Source organism: Streptomyces fradiae (assembly GCF_041270065.1).
GTDB lineage: Bacteria > Actinomycetota > Actinomycetes > Streptomycetales > Streptomycetaceae > Streptomyces.
Genome location: NZ_CP065958.1, coordinates 3,066,209 through 3,086,586 on the forward strand (window position 1 = coordinate 3,066,209; position 20,378 = coordinate 3,086,586).

A 20,378-nucleotide genomic window follows, 5' to 3' on the forward strand; every position below is an offset into this window, starting at 1 on the left:
TCGACGAGTTCACATTCGACGCGGCCGGATTACTCAACGATCGTCCCTCGCAGGTAGTCGGCGGCGTGGCGGGCGCGCTCCAGCACCTCGTCCAGGTCGTCGCCATAGGTGTTGACGTGGCCCACCTTGCGGCCCGGCTTCACGTCCTTGCCGTACATGTGGATCTTGAGCTGCGGGTCCCGGGCCATGCAGTGCAGATACCCCTGATACATGTCCGGGTAGTCGCCACCCAGAACATTGCACATCACGGTCCACTTCGCGCGGGGGCGCGGGTCGCCCAGCGGAAGGTCGAGCACGGCCCGGACGTGGTTGGCGAACTGCGAGGTGATCGCGCCGTCCTGGGTCCAGTGGCCGGAGTTGTGCGGGCGCATGGCGAGCTCGTTGACGAGGATCCGCCCGTCGCGGGTCTCGAACAGCTCCACGGCCAGGTGGCCGACCACGTCGAGCTCCTTGGCGATCCGCAGCGCCAGCTCCTGCGCCTGCCCGGCCAGCTCGTCGGAGAGCTCGGGGGCGGGCGCGATCACGGTGTCGCAGACGCCGTCGACCTGACGGGACTCGACCACCGGGTAGGCCACCGCCTGGCCGTGCGGGGAGCGGACGATGTTCGCGGCGAGCTCGCGCGCGAAGTCGACCTTCTCCTCGGCGAGCACCGCCACGCCCGCCTTGAAGGCGTCGTGGGCGTCCTCCTCGGAGCGCACGAACCACACGCCCTTGCCGTCGTAGCCGCCGCGCACGGTCTTGAGGATGATCGGGAAGCCGTCGCCCCCGCCCTCCCCCGCGCCCTCCGCGGCGAACGCGACGGCGTCGGCCGGGTCGGCCACGATGCGGTGGCGCGGGCTGGGCGCGCCGATCTCGTCGAGCTTCGCCCGCATCACCCCCTTGTCCTGGGCGTGCGCGAGGGCCGCGCGGCCCGGGCGGACGACGACGCCGTCCGCCTCCAGGGTCGCGAGGTGCTCCGCGGGCACGTGCTCGTGGTCGAAGGTGATCACGTCACAGCCGCGCGCGAAGTCACGCAGCGTGTCCAGGTCGCGATAGTCGCCGAGAACGACTTCACTCACCACCTGGGCCGCCGAGTCCTGCGGGGTGTCACTGAGGAGCTTGAACTGGATGCCGAGCGGGATGCCTGCCTCGTGCGTCATACGAGCGAGCTGACCGCCGCCGACCATGCCGACTACCGGGAACGTCACCCTCTTAGGGTATCCGCACAAGTTCCGGAGCCTCGTCCGGCTGTGTCTTGTCACAGCCGGGGTGTGCTCGCACACGGATCGCGCACATCCCGGGCGGGTGTGCGGAGGGCTGGTTAGCATGGCTGGGTTGACGCCGCCACGGCGTCGGCCGGAACGCCTCCGGAACGGACAGGACAGAGCGATCACGATGAGTGAACCCGGCGCGCTGCGCACGCGAGTGGACCGGCTCGTCCGCGAGGTCGCCAAATTCGGCGTGGTCGGCGGTCTGGGCGTCCTGGTGAACCTGCTCGTCTTCAACCTGGTGCGCCATGTCACCGAGCTTCCGGTGGTGCGGGCGAGCATCATCGCCACCGTCGTGGCGATCCTCTTCAACTACGTGGGGTTCCGCTACTTCACGTACCGCGACCGCGACAAGTCCGGCCGTACGAAGGAACTGGTGCTGTTCCTGCTGTTCAGCGCGGTCGGCCTGGTGATCGAGAACGGCGTGCTCTACACGGCGACGTACGGCTTCGGCTGGGACACCCCGCTGCAGAGCAACTTCTTCAAGTTCTTCGGCATCGGCGTCGCGACCCTGTTCCGCTTCTGGTCGTACCGCACCTGGGTGTTCCAGGCGCTGCCGGCGAAGGAGGCGGTGCAGGCCGCCGAATCGTTCCTGGAGCAGGCGCCGCGGCAGGCCACCCGGGCCGGCCGCAAGCAGCCCGACCGGGTCTGAGACCGCCGATCACGGCTGCTACCGGACAGGGCGCTCCGGCTCCGGTTCCGTACGGCTTCTGACCTCGCGGCTCAGGAAGAGCGCGAACACCGGCGGATGCTGCTGGAGCAGTTCGAGGCGCCCGCCGTCCGCCTCCGCGAGGTCGCGGGCCACCGCGAGGCCGATGCCCGTCGAGGAGCGACCGCTGACCGCCCGCTCGAAGATCCGCGCCCCGAGGTCCACGGGCACGCCCGGGCCCTCGTCCGTGACCTCGATCACCGACTGGTTGCCGGTGACCCGGGTGCGCAGGGCGACGGTGCCGCCGCCGTGCATCAGGGAGTTCTCGATCAGCGCGGCCAGGACCTGGGCGACCGCGCCGGGGGTGCCGACGGCCCGCATGCCCTGCTTGCCGGAGTGCACGATCGCCCGGCCCGCACTGCGGTAGGCCGGCCGCCACTCCTCCAGCTGCTGCTTGACGACCTCGTCGAGGTCGAAGGCGACCGCGGAGCCGGTCCGCGGGTCGCGCGAGTTGGTGAGCAGCCGCTCGACGACGTCGGTGAGCCGCTCCACCTGGGTGAGCGCGATCGTCGCCTCCTCCCGGACCGTCTCCAGGTCGTCGGCGACGGCGACCTCCTCCAGGCGCATGGACAGCGCGGTGAGCGGCGTACGGAGCTGGTGGGAGGCGTCGGCGGCGAGCCGGCGCTCGGCGGTGAGCATCCGCGCGATCCGCTCGGCGGAGGCGTCCAGGACGTCCGCGACCCGGTCGAGCTCGGGCACCCCGTACCGCTTGTGCCGGGGCCGCGGATCGCCGGAGCCGAGCCGCTCGGCGGTCTCGGCGAGGTCGGTGAGCGGGGAGGCCAGCTTGTTGGCCTGCCGTACGGCGAGGAGCACCGCGGCCACCACGCACAGCAGCGCCACGGCCAGGATGATCAGCAGGGTGCGGCGCACCTCGGTCATGACGACCGAACGGGCCTCCTCGACGACCACGGTCTCGCCGCGCTCGCCCTCGGCGAAGCCGCGGATGACGCTGCCGCCGGGGCGGGAGCCGATCTCGATGGGGTCGCGGCCGGGGATGCGGATGATCGCGTACCGCCGGCCGCCGCTCTGGTCGGCCAGGATGTCCGGGTTGACGGGTTCGCCGCCGATCAGCCGGCTGTCGATGATGGAGGCGATCCGCACCGCCTCCGTGTCCACCCGCTCCTGGGCACTGGACGAGACCGTGCGGGTCTCCACGATCAGGAGCGAGCCGCCGAAGACGGCGATGACGACGAGCACCACGGCGAGCGTGGAGTTGATCAGACGGCGGCGCACGGGACGGGATCAGCCTTCTCGGACCAGCTCTTCATCGGACCAGCTCTTCATCGGACTAGCTCTTCTCGGACTAGCTCTTCTCGGACCAGCTCTTCTCGGACTAGCTCTTCTCGAAGCGGAAGCCCACACCCCGGACGGTGGAGATGTAGCGCGGGTTGGCCGCGTCGTCGCCGAGCTTCTTGCGCAGCCAGGAGATGTGCATGTCGAGGGTCTTGGTGGAGGACCACCAGGTGGTGTCCCAGACCTCGCGCATCAGCTGGTCGCGGGTGACCACCCGGCCCGCGTCGCGGACCAGGACCCGCAGCAGGTCGAACTCCTTGGCGGTGAGCTGGAGCTCCTCGTCGCCCATCCAGGCGCGGTGCGACTCGACGTCGATCCGCACGCCGTGGGTGGTCGGCGCGACGGCCGGCTCGGCGGCGCCGCGCCGCAGCAGGGCCCGGACCCGGGCGAGCAGCTCGGCGAGCCGGAACGGCTTCGTCACGTAGTCGTCGGCGCCGGCGTCGAGGCCCACCACCGTGTCGACCTCGTCGGCGCGGGCGGTGAGCACCAGGATCGGCACCGTGTGCCCGTCGGCGCGCAGCCGGCGGGCGACCTCGAGTCCGTCCATGCCGGGCAGGCCCAGGTCGAGCACGACCAGGTCGACCCCGCCCTGGAGTCCGGCGTCGAGCGCGGTGGGGCCGTCCTCGCGCACCTCGACCTCGTACCCCTCCCGCCGCAGGGCGCGGGCCAGCGGTTCCGAGATGGATGCGTCGTCCTCGGCGAGCAGTACACGGGTCATGAGGTGATGGTAGTCCGCACCGGCACGGTGCCGGGGCGTGATCCACAGGGGTGGACCACCCCCCTTTGATCTTGGTCTGGAATTTGCTCATGACCTTGGAATGAAGGAAGTTGGTTCCATAGTCGCCTGTGATCCATCTCTCAAGTCCTTCCATATCCGGCAGTGTCGTGTCGTATGGTGTCGAGAGTTCTGTAGCGGTAAACGGGGACCTTTGGCCGGGTTGGTACGCCAAGCACGCCAAGGGTCTCTTTTCTGCACGAGGCGGCCGTCGGCGGTCTCGAGGACAGTGAATGACCTGTGGGCCGGGTCCTGCGACGCGCTGACGCGTCAGGGCGTGGATCCCGGAGGGGTGCGACCGCTCCCCGCCGGTGCCGGCCTCCCCCACCGGGCGCACCCCGCTCACAAAGCGCGCGTCCCGACAGAGCAAGGATCGACATGGCGTCGAGCATGACGACGGCTTCGACCGGGATGCCCCGGTACCAGAAGACGTTCCTCGGGCACCCCCGAGGTCTGACCACCCTCTTCTTCACCGAGATGTGGGAGCGCTTCTCCTACTACGGCATGAGGGCCCTGCTGGTGTACTACCTGGTCTCCGGTGGCGTCGACGCCGCCAAGGGGAGCCAGGGCGGCGGTCTCGCCATGACGGCCGCGACGGCCACGGCGATCTACTCCGTGTACGTGTCGATGGTCTACCTGATGGCCATGCCCGGCGGCTGGTTCGGTGACCGCGTGTGGGGCGCCCGCAAGACGGTCGCCATCGCCGGTTTCGTGATCATGGCCGGTCACATCTCCCTCGCCCTGCCGGGCCAGGCGATGTTCTTCGTGGGTCTGGCGCTCGTCGCCGTGGGTTCGGGTCTGCTCAAGGCCAACATCTCGACGATGGTCGGCCACCTCTACAACGGCCCGGACGACCCGCGCCGTGACGGTGGCTTCACGCTCTTCTACATCGGCATCAACCTCGGCGCCTTCGTCTCGCCGCTCCTCATCGGCACCATCGGCAAGGAAGTCAACTGGCACGTGGGCTTCGCCCTCGCCGCCGTCGGCATGGGCCTCGGCCTCGCCGTCTTCCTCGCCTTCGGCAAGAGCCTCAACCCGAAGAGCAGCGAGGTCCCGAACCCGCTGTCCGCCGAGGAGCGCAGGAACGTCCTCGTCAAGGTCTGCCTGGTCGTGGTCGCCGCCGCCGTGTTCTACGGCGCGGTCGTCGCCCTCGGCCTGTACACCCTGAACTGGGCCCTGGTCCCGCTGACCCTGGCCGGTCTGATCATCCCGATCGCCGTCCTGGCCCGGATCAAGCGCGACAAGGACCTCGACAAGGCCGAGCAGTCCAAGGTCTCCGGCTACATCTGGTTCTTCGTCGCCGCCGCCGTCTTCTGGATGATCTACGACCAGGGTGGCTCGACCCTGTCGCTGTTCGCCGACGACAAGACCGCCGACACGATGTTCGGCCTCGGCTTCTCCGCCACCTGGTACCAGTCGCTGAACCCGCTCTTCGTGATGGCGCTCGCCCCGGTCTTCGCCTGGCTGTGGCTGTGGCTCGCCCGCCGCAACAAGGAGCCCAACACCATCGTGAAGTTCGCGATGGGCATCGTCGCGGTCGGCGCGTCGTTCTTCATCTTCATCGTCCCGATGAACATGGCCGGCGACGGCACCCTGGTCTCCCCGATGTGGCTCGTCTCGATCTACATGATCCAGACCATCGGTGAGCTGTGCCTCTCCCCGGTCGGCCTCTCCGTCACCACGAAGATGGCGCCGAAGAAGTACGCATCCCAGATGATGGGTGTCTGGTTCCTCGCCGTCACCGCCGGTGACTGCACCACCGGTCTGCTCTCCATCGCGGGCGTGGACCTCAACGGAACCGGGATCATCGCGTTGCAGGCCACACTGGCCGTGGTCGCCGGATTCGCGATCTACATGTACCGCAACAAGGTCCAGGCGCTCATGGGCGACGTCCACTGACGTCCGACTGACGCTGTAGCTGTACGGCTCTGAGGGCCGCCGCACCGAACCGGTGCGGCGGCCCTCCGCCTTTTCCGCCTACCTGCGCAGGCGGGCCCACGGGGTGAAGGTGAACACCGCGCCGCCGAGCAGGATCACCGTGCCGGCGACCAGGGCGAGGGCGCGCAGGGCGCCGCCGTCGTCGGCGCCGGTGTCGGCGAGGCCGCCACCACCGGAGCCGGACGTGGTGGACGCGCCGCCGTCCCCGCTGCCGCCGGCCGCGCCGCCCGCCTGCTTCTCGGTGTCCAGGGTCAGCGAGGCCTGGACGGAGCCCTTGACCTCGCAGGGGATGACGATCGGCGAGCCGCCGAGCGAGACGCTGATGGTCAGCTTGCCGGGGCTCAGCGTGGCCTTGCCGCTCGCGCCCGGCTTGTAGGTGCCGGTCATGTCGGTCAGGTCGACCGGCTTGCCCGCCTCCAGGGGCTCGGGGTTGGGCGCGCCGGTGACGGTGACCGTGCCGCTGTCCGCGCCGCCGATCTTCACCGCCATCGAGGGCTTGAGGGCGCCCTTGGGGAGGGCGGCCGGGCTGTTCATGACGCCCTTGGCGGTCTTGACGGTGAGGGCGTAGGAGCCGCCGTTCTTCTTGGCGTTGATGGTCACCTTGGAGTTGATGGACGCCGGGCCGGGGGCCTGGCAGGCGAAGGCGACGGAGACCTCCTTGCCGGGGAAGTCGGTCTGGCCGCCGGAGCCGCCGGAGCTGCCGCCGGAGGTCGAGCCTCCCGCCGTGGTGCCGCCTGCGGTGCTGCCGCCGCTGGTGGTCGTACCGCCACTCGTCGTCGTACCACCGCTGGTCGTCGTACCACCGCTGGTCGTCGTACCACCGCTCGTGGTCGTACCACCGGACGAGGAGCCGCCACCGGACGAGGAGCCGCCGCCACCGCCGTCCGTCACCTTGATCGTGGCGCCGACCGCGACCGTCTCCTTCGGGGAGCACTTGGTGTCCGTCGACATCGGCTTGGAGACGTTGATCGTGTACTTGTCGGGCGTCAGCGTGATCTCGCCCGCCTTCTCCAGCTTCAGCTTGCCCTTCATGTCCGGCAGGACCATCGGGCTGTTCTTCGGGATCGGCGGGTTCTGCCGGGGGCCCTCCATGGTCAGGGTGCCGCTCGCCGCGCCGCCGATCTTGATCACGCCGGTCGGCTTCACCGTGTCCTTGTCGAGGTCGAGGATGTCCGGGTTCTTGGACGCGGCCTCGACCGTCTTCCAGACCACCTCGACCTCGTCGCCGACCTTGGCCTCCGCGGGCGCGGTGATCTGCACCTTGGTGGTGCCCTGGACCGGCGGAAGGCCGGAGATGGCGGGCGGGATGCACTCGGTCTTGTACGAGACCTCCGCCGCCAGGGCGGGTGCGGCGGTCAGCAGGATCCCCGCCCCGCCGAGGATCAGCGCGACGCCCGTCGCACCGATCCTCCGTGTCGTCGTGCGTGTCGTACTCACGCCTGTCCCTTCGTCGTCGGACTGGTCTCTGACGGTGCGGAGTCAGGGGTGAACCACGGCAGGACCGCCGTCGGTTCGGATACGGATACAGAGGCGGGGGCGGGGGCAGGTGTACGGCCACGGGCCCGGCGGCCCCGGGGGACGAAGGCCGCCGCCGGGCGGACCCGGTCCACGACCGCCATGCCGATACGGAAGAGGGCGGCCGGGACGACGAGCGCGAGCAGCACCCAGAACAGGGTCACGCCCCAGGGGCGACCGACGCCCCAGGACTGCTCGACGAGGACCTTGCCGCCGAAGCGCACGGAGACCTGGTAGTCGCCGTGCGCGCCGGCGGTCAGCTCGACCGGCAGTCTGACCAGGGCCTTGCGGCCGGGTTCGATCGTGCCGCGCCACTGGCGCTCCTCGTACTGCGGCGCGAACACCCCGTGGCTGGTGCCGACTTCGAAGACGGGGTCCTTGACCGGTGTCTGGCCGAGGTTGCCGAGGGTCACGACGACCTCGCGCCGGGCCGGGGCGCCGAACCACACCAGGACCCCGCTCGAACCCTCCAGGCGGGCCGAGGTGAGAACGGCGAGCCGGCCCGTGCCGGTGGTCTCGGGCAGCGGGGCGGTGGGGTGGCCGGCGACCGCGAACGCGGCGTCCACGGCGTCCTGTTGGCCGGTCACCCCGGCCACGTGCACCACGCAAGGGCAGGGCACGGGTGGTTCGGCGACGGGCAGTTTCGCGCTGAAGGAGCCCTTGGCGTCGACCGTGGCCGCGCGGCCGTCGGTGTTGGCGCAGGAGTTGGTGCCGCCGATGACGCCCTTGCCGGGCGCCGACTGTCCGCAGACCAGCAGCATGAGCAGGGCGCCCGGCTTCCAGCCGGAGCCGCTGACGGTGATCTCGCCGCCCTTGCCGCCCTCGGCCTGCGAGAGCGCGACCCGGGGCGCCTCGGCGGCCGTGGCGGTGGCCGGCAGCAGGGCGAGTGGCAGGACGAGCAGGAGCGCGGTGAGCAGTGCGGTGATCAGCGCGCCCGCCGCCGTACGCAGGTACGTCATCGTCTCCTCCGTCGTATCGCGTACGTGGCCGTGCCCGCCGTCGCGAGGAGGGCGGCCGCCAGACCACCGACGCCCGCCGGGGAGGCGAAGGAGGCGTCCGCGCGGGCGGTCGCGGGCGCCGCGCCGGGGGCGGCGGCCGTCAGGCGCACGGTGACCGAGTCGAGCGCGGGCGGGTCGGGCCAGGGGTCGGTGCGGGTGACGCGTTCGCCGGGGCGCAGGGTGACCGGCAGGGCCTGCGCGGGGCGGTCCAGGACGGTGCCGAAGAGGCCCTCGGCGCGTACGGCGAGGCGCGGGGCGAGCACGGTGTTGCCGCGGTTGACCAGGGTGTAGCGCAGGGTGCACCGGGTGCCGGAGCGCTCCACGCGCACGTCCTCGACGGTCAGCGCGGCCAGCCGGGGCCCGCTCACCCGCAGGTGGAGCGGGACGACGGTGGCGTGCCCGGCGGCCTCGGCCCGTACCGCACCGCGGTGCTCCCCGGGCGGGGTGTCGGCGGTGACGGTGACGGCGAAGGGCACGTCCGCGCGGGTACGGGCGGGCACGGTCACGGTCGTGGCGGCGAAGGCGACGGGCGCGCCGCCCTGGCCGGTGAGGCGGACGGTGAGCGGGCGCGGGGCGGGGTTGGTGACGGAGAGGGTGTCCTGCAGGACACTGCCGGCGGCGCCCTCCAGATAGACGTACGGGCGGCCGGCGGCGGGCGCGGCGGTCCAGGCCCCGGCGTCGGCCCTGGCGCCCGCGTCGGCGTGGGGCGGCGGGGCGGCCGCGAGCACGCCGAGAAGGGCGACTGCCCCGAGGCCCGCCCGTACCCCCCGCATCAACGTGCCGTGTGCCGGGCCGAGCGCCGGGTGAGCCAGAGCACTCCGGCCGTGCCGGTCAGCAGCACGGTGCCGCCGAGGGTGCCGAGCGCGGTGGCGGAGTCGAGGGGCCCGGTCTTGGGCAGCTGCCCGCCGCCCGAGTCCGTACCGCCGGAGGAGCCGGGGTCGTCGGACCCACCGGAACCGCCTCCGGACCCTCCCGAGGCGGTCACGTCCAGCTCCAGGGCGGGCTTGGGGCTGTTGGTGGGCTTGCAGGTGGCGGCGTCCATGCCGAGCGCGTGGACGATGAGCGTGCCGGCCGTGAAGGTGACCTTGCCGCTCTTCTTGGGCGTGTACGTGCCCGTCAACTGCCCGATCTTGATGGGGGTGTTGGGCGGGATCGCGACCGCGTTCGGCACGCCCTTGACCTGCACCTTGCCGCTGTCGGCGCCGCCGAGCACCAGCTCGGCGCGCGGGGTCATGACCCCCTTGGGCAGCTCGACCGGGCTGTCCGAGACGCCCTTCTCGAAGGACATGGTGATCGTGTACGAGCTTCCGCTCTTCTCGGCCTTGATGTCGACGGGCGAGACGGCGCTCTTGGGACCGATCTTCGTCTCGCAGGCGTAGTCGACGTCGACGACGGTGGCGTGGGCGGCGGGCGCGGAGACCAGCACGGCCGAGCCGGCCACCGCCACCGTCGCCGTCAGCGCACGGGCCACTCTTCTCCGGTTCGGCACGTTCGGCACCTCAAGCACCCCTCACCGCACTCACCACAGCATTGCTGACGGTTCATCAGATTGGCCGTCAAGGTACGCCCGGTGCCTTGTGGAGGGAAGAGAGAGCGTTGTGAAAGTCCTATGCGGGGGCGGCGAGTTCCGCCCAGACCGTCTTGCCCGGGGCGCCCGGGACCCGGTCGATGCCCCAGGCGCGGCAAAGCCGCTGCACGATGAACATCCCGTGTCCGCCCGGGCGGCCGGCCCGGTGCGGGGTGCGCGGGGCGGGCTGGCCGGCGCCTCGGTCGGCGACCTCCAGGCGCAGCACCTCGGCGAGGCGCAGCACGCGCAGGCTCTCCGGGCCCTCGGCGTGCAGGCAGGCGTTGGTGACCAGTTCGGAGACGACGAGGAGGACGTCCTCGGCGGCGGCCCGGCGATCCGCGGTGGCGGCCGGCAGCCAGCCCCACTCGTGGAGCAGCTGCCTGGTGAAGTCGCGGGCGAGCGGAACGGTGCCACTGGCCGACCCAAGGGCGAGGGTGCGGACCTCGGGGTCGCCGGAGGCGGTCTCCTTCAACGCTTCACCTCACCGATACCGATGCAATCGCTTGACGAGTTCAGGACAGGGGCCCGGCGGGCCGGGGTCGGGGACGCCGGGCGGAGGCGGAGGGCCGTGCGCCCGGGCCGTGCGCTCGGCCGGCTGCTCAGCCGGGATGCGGGAGCGCGGATTCGAGCGTGTCGTGGAGGGTGAAGACGGCCTCCGCCCCGGTGATCTCGAAGACCCGCGCGACCGGCGGCCGCATCGCGGCCAGATGGACCCCGCCACCGCCGGCGTCCGCCCGGAGCCGGGCGGCCAGCAGGACGTTCAGTCCGGTCGAGTCGCAGAACTCGAGGCGTGAGCAGTCGAGTACGAGGCGTGTACGACCCTCGTCGAGCGCGTGGTCGAGTGGCGCACGCAACAGTTCGGCGGTGTGGTGATCGAGCTCACCCACGGGGGTGAGCACCTCGCTCGCCCCCACGGTCCGGACCTCGACCCGAAACCGTTCGGGTGCGCTGCCGATGTGCTGGCGGTACATGCGTCGAACCATACAAGCGCACCCGCGTGCACCGCACACAAGCTCCACCGCAATACATACCAAAGCAGACAATTGCCACTTGCAACCATCAGGGTCGAGCAGGTAGGGCTAGTAAGGACCACATTTCCCACGGCCGGCTTCGGAGGCGCCGCACACCGCAGCAGAGACACAGAGACCACCACTGGAGGAGACCCATGTCCCCCCGCCTCGACGACGTATCCCTCGTACCCCTCGAGGTGGCGGAACGCGCGGAACTGCCGCACATCCCGCCCCTCGACGAGATCGCGCCGCTCGACGCGCGCGCCCTCTCGAAGAACCTCTTCGCCCGGCTGGGCGACCTGGAGGAGGGCACCCACGAGTACGCGTACGTCCGCAACACCCTGATCGAACTCAACCTGGCCCTGGTCAAGTTCGCCGCCTCGCGGTTCCGCACCCGCAGCGAACCGATGGAGGACATCGTCCAGGTCGGCACCATCGGCCTCATCAAGGCGATCGACCGCTTCGAACTGGCCCGCGGCGTCGAGTTCCCCACCTTCGCGATGCCGACGATCATCGGCGAGATCAAGCGCTTCTTCCGCGACACCTCGTGGTCGGTGCACGTCCCGCGCAGGCTCCAGGAGCTCCGCCTCGACCTGGCCAAGGCCGGCGACGAACTCGCCCAGCGCCTGGACCGGGCGCCCACCGTCGACGAGCTGGCCCGCGAACTGGGCATCGGCACCGACGAGGTCGTCGAGGGGATGGCCGCGGCCAACGCGTACACCGCGAGCTCGCTGGACGCCCCGCCGGAGGAGGCCGAGTCGGACGGCGGCGCGACGCTCGCCGACCGGCTCGGCTACGAGGACCACGGCCTGGAGGGCATCGAGTACGTCGAGTCGCTCAAGCCGCTGATCGCCTCGCTGCCGGCCCGCGAACGCCGCATACTGTCGCTGCGCTTCACGGCCGGGCTGACCCAGTCGGAGATCGGCGAGGAGCTGGGCATCTCGCAGATGCACGTGTCGCGGCTGCTGTCGCGGACGCTGGCGCGACTGCGCAGGGGCCTGACGGCGGAGGAGTAGGGGAGGAGCGGGGGGCGCATGCGGAAGTCACTGATCGGTACGGGCCGTTCGGCCGATGTGTACGAGGCCGGGGACGGCCGGGTCCTGCGGCGCTACCGCGACGGCGGCGACGCCGCACCGGAGGCCCGGATCATGCGGGAGCTCGCCGCGCACGGCTACCCCGTGCCGGCGGTGGCCCGCGCGGAGGGCCCCGACCTCCTCATGGAACGCCTCACCGGCCCCACCCTCCTGGACGCCGCCGTGACCGGCACGGTCACCCCGGAGGCGGCGGGCGCCCTGCTCGCGGACCTCCTCGTCCGCCTCCACGCGACCCCGTGGATCCATCTGGACCTGCATCCCGGCAATGTCGTCCTCACCCCGGCGGGCCCCGTCGTCATCGACTGGCGCACCGCCCGCCAGGGCCCGGCGGGCCTGGACCGCGCGATGTCCGCCCTCCTCCTCGCGGAAGCCGCCCTCTCCCCCGCCCCCTACGCCCCCGGCGCCCACACCGCCCTGACCACCCTCCTCACCCACCTCCCCACCCCGGTCACCCCGTACGTCGCGCAGGCGACCGCCCTCCGGTCCCAGGACCCACACCTGTCGAAGGCGGAACGCGCGTCGATCCCGGCGGCCGGGGAGCTCATCGTCACCCTGGCCGGGTAGCCGCTTCTACCAGCCGATCCGCGCCTCGCCGAGCAGTTCGAACCCGGCGAGGCCGGCCAGCTCCCGGACCCGCTCGGGCGGGCAGCGCTTGTCGGCGTGCAGGGAGACGGTGTGCGTGCGGGGTAGGCCCGCGCATGTCCCATGCCGCCAATCTCGCGCGCGAGCGGTCACCGATGCGGTTGGATATCACGGTGCTTCACGCCGCTCACGCCCGCGCCACCGGCCCGGCCGGTTTCCGGTAGCCCGCCAGGAGAGTCCTGGTGGTCGCTGCCGGAGGAGTGCCCCGTGTCGCGTACCGCCCATCACATCCCGCCCGCCCACGCCGAGCGGCCCGAGCGCCCCGGCGCGCCCTGGCATGTCGTGGTGCTCCGCGACCCGCGCCGCGGGACCCGCCGCGAGGTCGCGTTCCGTTCCTTCCCCCGCCACCAGCACGACGCCACGGTCGGCCGCTGGGCGGCCGTCGAGGAACGCCGTGCCCGCGCCCGCCTCCGTACCGCCCTGGCCGCCGCCGTACACCTGGCGAACACCGACCCGGCGGCGACGGACACCGTCGACATCCCGCCGTTCCGTCACCGCCGCTCGGGGCTGTGGCTGGCGTGAGGGCGCGGCTCAGGCTCGCTGCGGCCGCATCAGTTCCAGGTCCTCGCCCCAGGCGTCGAGGACCGCGCCGTGGCCGGCCGCGCGGGCGGCGGATTCCACGCGGGCGAAGAGGGTGCGCTGGAGGGTCGGGGCGGGGGTGGTCGCGAGGCGGGTCAGGAGCGGGAGGAGGTCCGTGGCCGGCCAGTCGGGGAGGGGGTGACGGGTCAGCTCCCATTCCAGGTACTTGTTGTACGGGCGGGGGCGGCGGGCCAGGGTGAAGAGGAGGTCCAGGAGGTGGGAGAGGCTGTCCGTGGCGTCCAGGTGGGCGGCGAGCGGGTGGCCGTCGCGGGCGTTCTTCAGGGAGCGGTAGTGGGAGTTGGCGTAGGCGTCGAGGAAGTCCGGGGCGAGGCGGGCGGACTCCGCCTCCGTGAGGACGGCCTTCGCGGCGAGGATCGCGGCGATCTCCCCGTCCAGACGGTCCAGGACGACCCGCGCCCGGGCGAGCGCGTAGCGCTCGAAGCCCGGCATGCCCACCGCCCGGAAGGCGCTCAACGACAGGACGACCAGGTCGAGTTCGGGGGTGCGGTGGCCCGCGAAGCGGGTGAGGCCGGAGGGTGTGTCGTCGGCGAGGACGACGTAGAGGTCGTGGTCCGAGTGGGCCGTGGGCATGCCCTCGTGGGCCTGGGAGCCCTTGAGGACGAGGCCCACGACCGCCGGGTCGGCCGAGGCCAGGAGGAGGAACTCCTCGTACGTCACAGAGTGCCCACGCACGCCTCGTTGCCCTCCGGGTCCGCCAGGACCCAGTGGGAGGGAGCGTGTTCGGCGGTGACGAGGCGGCCGCCGGCGGCGAGGGCGGCGGCGATGCGGGGTTCGGCCTCGTCGTGGGGGACCCAGACGTCGATGTGGAGGCGGTTGCGCTGGGGGCGGGGGGCGTCCATCTGCTGGAAGTAGAAGGGGGCGTTGCGGCGGTGCGGGTCGATGAGGTCCTCCGGGCTGCCGGCGCGGTGGGCGTAGCCGAGGAGGGCGCTCCAGAAGGGGGTGACCGCGGGGATGTCGAGCGCGTCGATGGTGACCTGGGCGCCGGTGAGGGCCGACGGGTCGGCGGTGAGGCCGAGTTCGGCGGCCAGGGCCGAGATGCGGCGGGCGAGTTCGGGGTCGCCCTCGGTCAGGCCGTACAGCTCGTCGGTGGCCGTGATCAGGCGGACCGTCACGCCGTCGGGCCGCAGGTCCACGTCGGGTGCGCGCTCGGGCGAGCCGGGCAGGGTGGCGAGGGCGGACACGAAGGCGGCGCCCTCGGCGAAGGTGCCGGTGCGGTAGTACGCGCAGGCTCCCTCGCCCAGGACCCGCCAGTCGTCCAGGCCGGACTCCTCGCGGAAGCTGCTCGGCCGGATCTTCTTCGGAGGCGTCTGCGGAGTCGTCGTCATGGGCGCCGAGGTTAGCGGCGCCCTCAGACGGTCCGCACGCCCTTTCGCCAGACCTCCGCGACCAGCGGCACGCCCGGCCGGTACGCCAGGTGCACGTGCGACGGCGCGTCGAGGACGATCAGGTCCGCGCGGGCGCCGGGGGCGAGCCGGCCCACGTCGGTGCGGCGCAGCGCCGCCGCGCCGCCGGCCGTCGCGGACCACAGCGCCTCGTCGGGCGTCATCAGCATGTCGCGGACGGCGAGCGCGATGCAGAAGGGCATCGAGGAGGTGAAGGACGAGCCGGGGTTGCAGTCCGTGGACAGCGCGACGGTCACGCCCACGTCGAGCAGCCGCCGCGCGTCCGGCCACTCGGCGCGGGTGGAGAACTCGGCGCCCGGCAGCAGCGTCGCCACCGTGTTGCCCTGCGCGAGCGCGTCGATGTCGGCGTTCGTGAGGTGGGTGCAGTGGTCGGCGCTCGCCGCGTCCAGCTCGACCGCGAGCTGCACGCCGGGGCCGTACGTCAGCTGGTTGGCGTGCACCCGGGCCTGCAGGCCCTTCGCCTGGCCGGCCTTGAGGATCGCCCGGGCCTGGTCGCCGTCGAAGGCGCCCTTCTCGCAGAACACGTCGACCCAGCGGGCGTAAGGCGCGCAGGCGTCCAGCATCGCGCCGGTCACCAGCTTCACGTACCCGGCCGGGTCGTCCGCGTAGTCCGGCGACACGATGTGCGCGCCGAGGTAGGTGACCTCGTCGGTGTGCTCGGCGGCGATGCGCAGCGCGCGGGCCTCGTCCTCGACGGTGAGGCCGTAGCCGGACTTGGTCTCGAAGGTCGTGGTGCCCTGGCGCAGCGCCTCCCACATGTAGCGGGCGACGTTGGCGGACAGCTCGGCGTCGGTGGCGGCGCGGGTCGCGGCGACGGTGGTGCGGATACCGCCCGCCTTGTACGCCTGGCCGGACATCCGGGCGTTGAACTCGGCCGTCCGGTCGCCCGCGAAGACGAGGTGGGAGTGGGAGTCGACGAAGCCGGGGATCACCGCCCGGCCGCCGACGTCGACCCGGTTGTCAGTGGCCGGTGCTTTGCTTGTCTCACCGACCCAGACGACGCGGTCGCCGTCGACGACGACGGCCGCGTCCTGGATCAGACCGAGTGGCGAACCATCACCGAGGGAGGGGTCGTTGGTGACGAGACTGGCAATGTTGGTGATCACCGTGGCGGTCGCCGCCACGGCGCTGTTCGCGCTCGTGGGGCCGGAGCTCGCCGCCGGGTTGTTCGTCGCCGCGGGGCCCTTGTTCATGGTGAGGCGTCTCTCCTTCAGTCAGCTCGGTCGTCAGCTCGGTCGTCAGTTCGGTCAGCTCAGCCGGCTCGGTCGTCAGCTCAGCCGCGCAGGGCGGCGATCGAATCCGCGAGGGCCCGGGCCACGTCGGGAACGGATACGTGGGTCCCGTCCCGGACGACCTGCCGGCCGCCCACGATCGTGTGCCGCACGTCCGCGGCCGACGCTGCGAATACCGCCGTCTCGGCTGCCAGACGCGGTACCGGTCCCGCTGTCCTGACGGAGTCGAGCGCGATCGTCGTGAAGTCGGCGAGCGCGCCCGTCTCCAGGCGGCCGGCGTCGGGCCGGCCGAGGGCCGCGTGGCCGTCCGTCGTGGCCGCGCGGAGCAGCGCCGCCGCGGTCCAGTGGCCGCGGGTCCTGGTCCGCAGGCGCTCGTTGAGCTCCATCGCGCGCGCCTCCTCCAGGAGGTCGATGACGGCGTGGCTGTCGCTGCCGAGCGAGAGGGGGGACCCGGCCCGCTGGAGGGCGACGGCGGGGCCGATGCCGTCGGCGAGGTCGCGTTCGGTGGTCGGGCACATGCAGGTGCCGGTGGCCGTCGAGCCGATCAGCGCGATGTCGGCGTCCGTCATGTGGGTGTTGTGGACGCCCACGGTGTGCGCGCCGAGCACGCCGTGGTCGGCGAGCAGCTGGGTCGGGGTGCGGCCGTGGGCCGCCTGGCAGGCCTCGTTCTCCGCGGTCTGCTCGGAGAGGTGGACGTGCAGCGGGGCCTGGCGGTCCTGGGCCCAGCGGGCCACGGTCGCCAGCTGGTCCGCGGGGACGGCGCGCACGGAGTGGATGGCGGCGCCGATCCGTACGCCGTCGCGTTCCTTGAGCGCCGAGACCCGCTCGGCCCAGGCGTCGGCCGTCCCGTCGGAGAAGCGGAGCTGGTGCTGCTCGGGGGCGGCGCCGAAACCGGAGGAGAGGTAGGCGGTGTCGAGGAGGGTGATACGGATGCCGGCGTCGGCGGCGGCCGCGATCAGGGCCTCACCCATGGCGTTGGGGTCGGCGTAGGGGGTGCCGCCGGGCGCGTGGTGGAGGTAGTGGAACTCGCCGACGGCGGTGATGCCGGCGAGCGCCATCTCCGCGTACACGGCGCGGGCGAGCGCGAAGTAGCTGTCGGGGGTGAGCCGCTGGGCGACGCCGTACATGACCTCGCGCCAGGTCCAGAAGGTGCCGCTGCCGACCTGGACGGTGCCGCGCAAGGCCCGGTGGAAGGCGTGCGAGTGGGCGTTCGCCAGGCCCGGGATCGTCAGGCCGCGCAGGACGACCGCGCCGGGCGGCGGGGTCTCGGCCCCGGTCCGTACGGCGGTGATCCGGCCGTCGGCCGCTTCGAGCACCACGCCCGGCTCGACGTGGGTGTCGAGCCAGGCGTGCTCCAGCCAGTACGTCGTCACCTGCACGCGAGGCCCTCCAGTACGTCGGCGAGTGCGTGGACGCCCGCCACGCAGTCGTCCTCGGCCGCGAACTCGGCCGGGGAGTGCGAGACGCCCGTGGGGTTGCGCACGAACAGCATGGCGGTCGGGATCGAGGCGGACAAAATACCCGCGTCGTGTCCGGCGCCGGTGCCGAGAACCGGGACCTTGGTGCCGGTGGAGTCGGCGAGCAGCCGGCTCAGCTCCTCGCGCAGGGCGTGCCCGAACTCGACGACCGGCGTGAACGACTCGCGTACGACGGCGAGGTCGACGCCCCGGCGGACGGCGTGGTCGCGGGCGGCGGCCTCGATGCCGGCGACGACGGCGTCCAGGGACTCCTGGTCGGCGGCGCGGGCGTCGAGCCAGCCGCGGACGAGCGAGGGGATGGCGTTGACGCCGTTGGGCTCGACGGCGATCTTGCCGAAGGTGGCGACGGCGCCCGCGAGTTCGGCCTCGCGGCGGGCCGCGAGGACGGTCTCGGCGTACGGCAGCATGGGGTCGCGCCGGTCGACGAGCCGGGTGGTGCCGGCGTGGTTGGCCTCGCCGTGGAAGTCGTACCGCCAGCGGCCGTGCGGCCAGATGGCGGAGGCGATGCCGACGGGGTCGCCGGACAGGTCGAGGGCGCGGCCCTGCTCGACGTGGAGCTCGACGAAGGCGCCGATGCGGGCGAGCCGCTCAGGGTCGTGGCCGATGGCCTCGGGGTCGTAGCCGGCGGCCTCCATGGCCTGCGGCAGCGAGATCCCGTCCGCGTCGCGCAGCTCGAAGGCCTTCTCCTTGGTCAGCTGGCCGGAGGTGAGCCGGGAGCCGACGCAGGCGAGCCCGAAGCGGGCGCCCTCCTCGTCGCCGAAGTTGACGATGGCGAGGGGCCGCTTGAAGGAGACGCCGCGGGCGCGGAGTTCGTCGAGGGCGGCGAAGGCGGACACGACGCCGAGCGGGCCGTCGAAGGCGCCGCCGTCGGGCACGGAGTCCAGGTGGGAGCCGGTGACGACGGCGTCGCCCGCGGTGGGGTCGCCGAGCCAGGCCCACTGGTTGCCGTTGCGGTCGGTCTCGACGTCGAGCCGGCGGGCCTCGGCCTGCATCCGGAACCAGAGGCGGCAGTCGGCGTCGGCGGGGGTCCAGGCGTAGCGGCGGTAGCCGCCGGAGTCCGCGTTGCGGCCGATTCCGTGGAGGCTGCGCCACATGGCGTGGAACGAGGGGGAGTCCCCCCGCCCCGCCGAGGCGGCCCGGGCGGAGCCGCGGGGCGCCTCGGCGGCGTCGTGGGACGAGGTCACGCGGAATCACCCTCGCGCATCGGGACGCGGACGCCCTTCTCGTCGGCGACCCGCTCGGCGATGTCGTAGCCGGCGTCGACGTGGCGGATGACGCCCATGCCCGGGTCGTTGGTGAGCACGCGGCGGATCTTCTCGCCGGCGAGCTTGGTGCCGTCGGCGACGGAGACCTGGCCGGCGTGGATGGAGCGGCCCATGCCGACGCCGCCGCCGTGGTGGATGGAGACCCAGGAGGCGCCGGAGGCGACGTTGACCATGGCGTTGAGCAGCGGCCAGTCGGCGATGGCGTCGGAGCCGTCGAGCATGGCCTCGGTCTCGCGGTACGGGGAGGCCACCGAGCCGCAGTCGAGGTGGTCGCGGCCGATCGCGAGCGGGGCGGCGAGGGTGCCGTCGGCGACCATGTCGTTGAACATGGCGCCGGCCTTGTCGCGCTCGCCCTGGCCGAGCCAGCAGATGCGGGCGGGCAGGCCCTGGAAGTGGACGCGCTCGCCGGCCATCTTGATCCAGCGGTGCAGCGACTCGTTCTCCGGGAAGAGGTCGAGGATCGCCTTGTCGGTCTTGTGGATGTCGGAGGCCTCGCCGGACAGGGCGGCCCAGCGGAACGGGCCCTTGCCCTCGCAGAACAGCGGGCGGATGTAGGCGGGGACGAAGCCGGGGAAGGCGAAGGCGCGGTCGTAGCCGGCCAGCTGGGCCTCGCCGCGGATGGAGTTGCCGTAGTCGAAGACCTCGGCGCCGGCGTCCATGAAGCCGACCATGGCCTCGACGTGCTTGGCCATGGACTCGCGGGAGCGCTGGGTGAACCCGGCCGGGTCCTTGGCGGCGGCGTCGGCCATGTCCTCGAAGGCGACGCCGATCGGGAGGTACGACAGCGGGTCGTGGGCCGAGGTCTGGTCGGTCACGATGTCGATGGGCGCGCCCTCGGCAAGCATCTGCGGGAGCAGCTCGGCGGCGTTGCCGAGGAGGCCGATGGAGAGCGGGCGGCGGGCGTCGCGGGCCTCGGTGGCGAGCTGGAGGGCGTGGGCGAGGTTGTCGGCCTTGACGTCCAGGTAGCGGTGCTCGATGCGGCGCTCGATGGCGCGCGGGTCGACGTCGATGCAGATGGCGACGCCGTCGTTCATGGTGACGGCGAGCGGCTGGGCGCCGCCCATGCCGCCGAGACCGGCGGTGAGGGTGATGGTGCCGGCCAGGGTGCCGCCGAACTTCTTCGCGGCGACGGCGGCGAAGGTCTCGTAGGTGCCCTGGAGGATGCCCTGGGTGCCGATGTAGATCCAGGAGCCGGCGGTCATCTGGCCGTACATGGTGAGTCCGAGGGCCTCAAGGCGCCGGAACTCCTCCCAGTTGGCCCAGTCGCCGACCAGGTTGGAGTTGGCGATGAGGACGCGCGGGGCCCACTCGTGGGTCTGCATGACGCCGACCGGGCGGCCGGACTGGACCAGCATGGTCTCGTCCTGCTTGAGGGTCTTCAGGGTGCGGACCATGGCGTCGAAGGAGCGCCAGTCGCGGGCGGCCTTGCCGGTGCCGCCGTAGACGACGAGCTTGTCGGGGTGCTCGGCGACCTCGGGGTCGAGGTTGTTCTGGAGCATCCGGAGGGCGGCCTCCTGCTGCCATCCCAGGGCGCTCAGTTCCGTACCGCGCGGTGCCCGTACGGGTCGGGGTCCTGACATGGCGGTGCCTCCTCGAATGTGGTTCAGATATT

At 72.2% G+C, this 20,378-nt stretch carries 20 protein-coding genes; 5 read left to right on the forward strand and 15 right to left on the reverse strand.

Annotated features, from left to right (window positions below):
• Positions 1-29 precede the first annotated feature (29 nt).
• The gene (locus JAO84_RS13740) at positions 30-1,166 is read right to left on the reverse strand and encodes a 5-(carboxyamino)imidazole ribonucleotide synthase (RefSeq protein ID WP_370416758.1); all 1,137 of its coding nucleotides are present in this window, start codon (positions 1,164-1,166) and stop codon (positions 30-32) included.
• A 208-nt stretch (positions 1,167-1,374) separates the two neighbouring features.
• On the opposite strand from JAO84_RS13740, the gene JAO84_RS13745 reads away from it, so the two are divergent.
• Positions 1,375-1,899 carry a GtrA family protein gene (locus JAO84_RS13745; RefSeq protein ID WP_370413117.1) on the forward strand — a complete coding sequence of 175 codons (525 nt, stop codon included), beginning with the start codon at positions 1,375-1,377 and terminating at the stop codon, positions 1,897-1,899.
• Between the two features lie 18 nt (positions 1,900-1,917).
• On the opposite strand, the gene JAO84_RS13750 is transcribed toward JAO84_RS13745, so the two are convergent.
• On the reverse strand, positions 1,918-3,189 hold the full coding sequence (locus JAO84_RS13750; protein WP_370413118.1) for an ATP-binding protein: 1,272 nt from the start codon (positions 3,187-3,189) through the stop codon (positions 1,918-1,920).
• A gap of 100 nt (positions 3,190-3,289) precedes the next feature.
• The gene (locus tag JAO84_RS13755; RefSeq protein ID WP_370413119.1) at positions 3,290-3,967 is read right to left on the reverse strand and encodes a response regulator transcription factor; all 678 of its coding nucleotides are present in this window, start codon (positions 3,965-3,967) and stop codon (positions 3,290-3,292) included.
• A 435-nt stretch (positions 3,968-4,402) separates the two neighbouring features.
• Here JAO84_RS13755 and JAO84_RS13760 point away from each other — a divergent pair, with 435 nt between their 5' ends.
• On the forward strand, positions 4,403-5,923 hold the full coding sequence (locus JAO84_RS13760) for a peptide MFS transporter (protein WP_370413120.1): 1,521 nt from the start codon (positions 4,403-4,405) through the stop codon (positions 5,921-5,923).
• Positions 5,924-6,001: 78 nt separating this feature from the next.
• Here JAO84_RS13760 and JAO84_RS13765 read toward each other — a convergent pair whose 3' ends face one another.
• From JAO84_RS13765 to JAO84_RS13790, 6 genes are all read right to left on the reverse strand, one after another.
• Positions 6,002-7,369, reverse strand: a complete 1,368-nt coding sequence (locus JAO84_RS13765) for a hypothetical protein (protein WP_370416759.1) — start codon at positions 7,367-7,369, stop codon at positions 6,002-6,004.
• Between the two features lie 26 nt (positions 7,370-7,395).
• A complete protein-coding gene (locus tag JAO84_RS13770) occupies positions 7,396-8,436 on the reverse strand; it encodes a hypothetical protein (RefSeq protein WP_370413121.1) in 1,041 nt (346 codons plus the stop codon).
• The gene (locus JAO84_RS13775; RefSeq protein WP_370413122.1) at positions 8,433-9,248 is read right to left on the reverse strand and encodes a hypothetical protein; all 816 of its coding nucleotides are present in this window, start codon (positions 9,246-9,248) and stop codon (positions 8,433-8,435) included. The genes JAO84_RS13770 and JAO84_RS13775 overlap by 4 nt, the downstream gene beginning before the upstream one ends.
• The gene (locus tag JAO84_RS13780; RefSeq protein WP_370413123.1) at positions 9,248-9,964 is read right to left on the reverse strand and encodes a peptidase; all 717 of its coding nucleotides are present in this window, start codon (positions 9,962-9,964) and stop codon (positions 9,248-9,250) included. Before JAO84_RS13780 ends, JAO84_RS13775 begins: the two co-directional genes overlap by 1 nt.
• A 118-nt stretch (positions 9,965-10,082) precedes the next feature.
• Positions 10,083-10,514, reverse strand: a complete 432-nt coding sequence (locus JAO84_RS13785) for an ATP-binding protein (RefSeq protein WP_370413124.1) — start codon at positions 10,512-10,514, stop codon at positions 10,083-10,085.
• A gap of 127 nt (positions 10,515-10,641) precedes the next feature.
• On the reverse strand, positions 10,642-11,013 hold the full coding sequence (locus JAO84_RS13790) for an STAS domain-containing protein (RefSeq protein ID WP_265868324.1): 372 nt from the start codon (positions 11,011-11,013) through the stop codon (positions 10,642-10,644).
• A gap of 194 nt (positions 11,014-11,207) precedes the next feature.
• Here JAO84_RS13790 and JAO84_RS13795 point away from each other — a divergent pair, with 194 nt between their 5' ends.
• From JAO84_RS13795 to JAO84_RS13805, 3 genes are all read left to right on the forward strand, one after another.
• Positions 11,208-12,068, forward strand: coding sequence for an RNA polymerase sigma factor SigF (locus JAO84_RS13795; RefSeq protein ID WP_370413125.1), 861 nt, complete (start codon positions 11,208-11,210; stop codon positions 12,066-12,068).
• Between the two features lie 18 nt (positions 12,069-12,086).
• The gene (locus JAO84_RS13800) at positions 12,087-12,710 is read left to right on the forward strand and encodes a phosphotransferase (RefSeq protein ID WP_370413126.1); all 624 of its coding nucleotides are present in this window, start codon (positions 12,087-12,089) and stop codon (positions 12,708-12,710) included.
• A 285-nt stretch (positions 12,711-12,995) separates the two neighbouring features.
• Positions 12,996-13,310 (forward strand): hypothetical protein, encoded by a 315-nt coding sequence (locus tag JAO84_RS13805; RefSeq protein WP_370413127.1) that lies wholly within the window; start codon positions 12,996-12,998, stop codon positions 13,308-13,310.
• 9 nt (positions 13,311-13,319) lie between these two features.
• On the opposite strand, the gene JAO84_RS13810 is transcribed toward JAO84_RS13805, so the two are convergent.
• From JAO84_RS13810 to hutU, 6 genes are all read right to left on the reverse strand, one after another.
• A complete protein-coding gene (locus JAO84_RS13810; RefSeq protein WP_370413128.1) occupies positions 13,320-14,060 on the reverse strand; it encodes a hypothetical protein in 741 nt (246 codons plus the stop codon).
• Positions 14,042-14,713 carry a VOC family protein gene (locus JAO84_RS13815; RefSeq protein WP_370413129.1) on the reverse strand — a complete coding sequence of 224 codons (672 nt, stop codon included), beginning with the start codon at positions 14,711-14,713 and terminating at the stop codon, positions 14,042-14,044. The genes JAO84_RS13810 and JAO84_RS13815 overlap by 19 nt, the downstream gene beginning before the upstream one ends.
• 23 nt (positions 14,714-14,736) lie before the next feature.
• A complete protein-coding gene (hutI, locus tag JAO84_RS13820) occupies positions 14,737-15,984 on the reverse strand; it encodes an imidazolonepropionase (protein WP_370413130.1) in 1,248 nt (415 codons plus the stop codon).
• Between the two features lie 80 nt (positions 15,985-16,064).
• Positions 16,065-17,402, reverse strand: coding sequence for a formimidoylglutamate deiminase (locus tag JAO84_RS13825; RefSeq protein WP_370413131.1), 1,338 nt, complete (start codon positions 17,400-17,402; stop codon positions 16,065-16,067).
• The gene (locus JAO84_RS13830) at positions 17,393-18,595 is read right to left on the reverse strand and encodes an allantoate amidohydrolase (protein ID WP_370416761.1); all 1,203 of its coding nucleotides are present in this window, start codon (positions 18,593-18,595) and stop codon (positions 17,393-17,395) included. Before JAO84_RS13830 ends, JAO84_RS13825 begins: the two co-directional genes overlap by 10 nt.
• A gap of 86 nt (positions 18,596-18,681) precedes the next feature.
• Positions 18,682-20,346, reverse strand: a complete 1,665-nt coding sequence (gene hutU / locus JAO84_RS13835) for a urocanate hydratase (protein ID WP_370413132.1) — start codon at positions 20,344-20,346, stop codon at positions 18,682-18,684.
• Positions 20,347-20,378 lie beyond the last annotated feature (32 nt).

Coding starts and splice junctions, on each gene's coding strand:
- JAO84_RS13775 (WP_370413122.1), bottom strand. CDS start 9,248: ATGCGGGGGGTACGGGCGGGCCTCGGGGCAGTCGCCCTTCTCGGCGTG.
- JAO84_RS13790 (WP_265868324.1), bottom strand. CDS start 11,013: ATGTACCGCCAGCACATCGGCAGCGCACCCGAACGGTTTCGGGTCGAG.
- JAO84_RS13830 (WP_370416761.1), bottom strand. CDS start 18,595: ATGTGGCGCAGCCTCCACGGAATCGGCCGCAACGCGGACTCCGGCGGC.
- JAO84_RS13740 (WP_370416758.1), bottom strand. CDS start 1,166: ATGGTCGGCGGCGGTCAGCTCGCTCGTATGACGCACGAGGCAGGCATC.
- JAO84_RS13795 (WP_370413125.1), top strand. CDS start 11,208: ATGTCCCCCCGCCTCGACGACGTATCCCTCGTACCCCTCGAGGTGGCG.
- hutU (WP_370413132.1), bottom strand. CDS start 20,346: ATGTCAGGACCCCGACCCGTACGGGCACCGCGCGGTACGGAACTGAGC.
- JAO84_RS13800 (WP_370413126.1), top strand. CDS start 12,087: ATGCGGAAGTCACTGATCGGTACGGGCCGTTCGGCCGATGTGTACGAG.
- JAO84_RS13760 (WP_370413120.1), top strand. CDS start 4,403: ATGGCGTCGAGCATGACGACGGCTTCGACCGGGATGCCCCGGTACCAG.
- JAO84_RS13755 (WP_370413119.1), bottom strand. CDS start 3,967: ATGACCCGTGTACTGCTCGCCGAGGACGACGCATCCATCTCGGAACCG.
- JAO84_RS13745 (WP_370413117.1), top strand. CDS start 1,375: ATGAGTGAACCCGGCGCGCTGCGCACGCGAGTGGACCGGCTCGTCCGC.
- hutI (WP_370413130.1), bottom strand. CDS start 15,984: ATGAACAAGGGCCCCGCGGCGACGAACAACCCGGCGGCGAGCTCCGGC.
- JAO84_RS13815 (WP_370413129.1), bottom strand. CDS start 14,713: ATGACGACGACTCCGCAGACGCCTCCGAAGAAGATCCGGCCGAGCAGC.
- JAO84_RS13770 (WP_370413121.1), bottom strand. CDS start 8,436: ATGACGTACCTGCGTACGGCGGCGGGCGCGCTGATCACCGCACTGCTC.